At 66.1% G+C, this 236-nt stretch carries 1 pseudogene; it reads right to left on the bottom strand.

Features of this window, described 5'->3' with window-relative positions:
• Nucleotides 1-236, bottom strand: a pseudogene (locus tag R0J92_RS26600) (hypothetical protein); the annotation flags it as partial.

The raw sequence follows: 236 nt of genomic DNA, 5'->3' as shown, positions 1-236 counted from the left end.
GATGCCATCCAGGCTCTTGGCGACGCCCAACAGCCCCCGCGCGCCGCAGTTGCACCAGGCCCGCGCTGCCCCGCGCCGCGCCTCAGCCCAGAGCACCGGCAGATTGCGCCTGCACAGGCGCCAGGCTAAGGCCAGCACCATCAGGATCACCACAAGTCCCACGCTCTTTTGCAAATATGGCGCGTCGCCAGAGTACAGCCGCAGTTGCGGGATACCGTCGTCGAGAAAGCGTTTGT

It is taken from the genome of Tritonibacter sp. SIMBA_163, from assembly GCF_046535935.1.
Taxonomy (GTDB): domain Bacteria; phylum Pseudomonadota; class Alphaproteobacteria; order Rhodobacterales; family Rhodobacteraceae; genus Epibacterium; species Epibacterium scottomollicae.
This window is presented reverse-complemented; position numbering and strand designations above follow the sequence as displayed.